The 249-nt window shown below is 74.7% G+C and carries 1 pseudogene; it reads left to right on the forward strand.

Annotated features, from left to right (window positions below):
• A pseudogene (locus L687_RS0121385) lies at positions 1-249 on the forward strand (VanZ family protein); the annotation flags it as partial.

Below are 249 nucleotides of genomic sequence, written 5' to 3' on the forward strand. Positions count from 1 at the left end.
GGGATCGCGCCTGCCCGTACCGTTCGCGCGGCTCCTGCGCTGGGCGGGCGGCATCGGCGGGATCAGCGCGCTGCAGCTGCCCGGCGGGTTCTTCGGCTTCGCGGCGGCAGTGCTGTTCCTCGCCGCGATCGTGCTGCCGTTCACGACACGTGACGGTCGCGGACTTCCCGGCGTCGTCTCCGGACAGCACCTCGTCGACGCGCGGGCGGGTGCCGCAGGCCCTGCGCCGAGCGTGCCCGCATCCGCTTC

It is taken from the genome of Microbacterium maritypicum MF109, assembly GCF_000455825.1.
GTDB lineage: Bacteria > Actinomycetota > Actinomycetes > Actinomycetales > Microbacteriaceae > Microbacterium > Microbacterium maritypicum_A.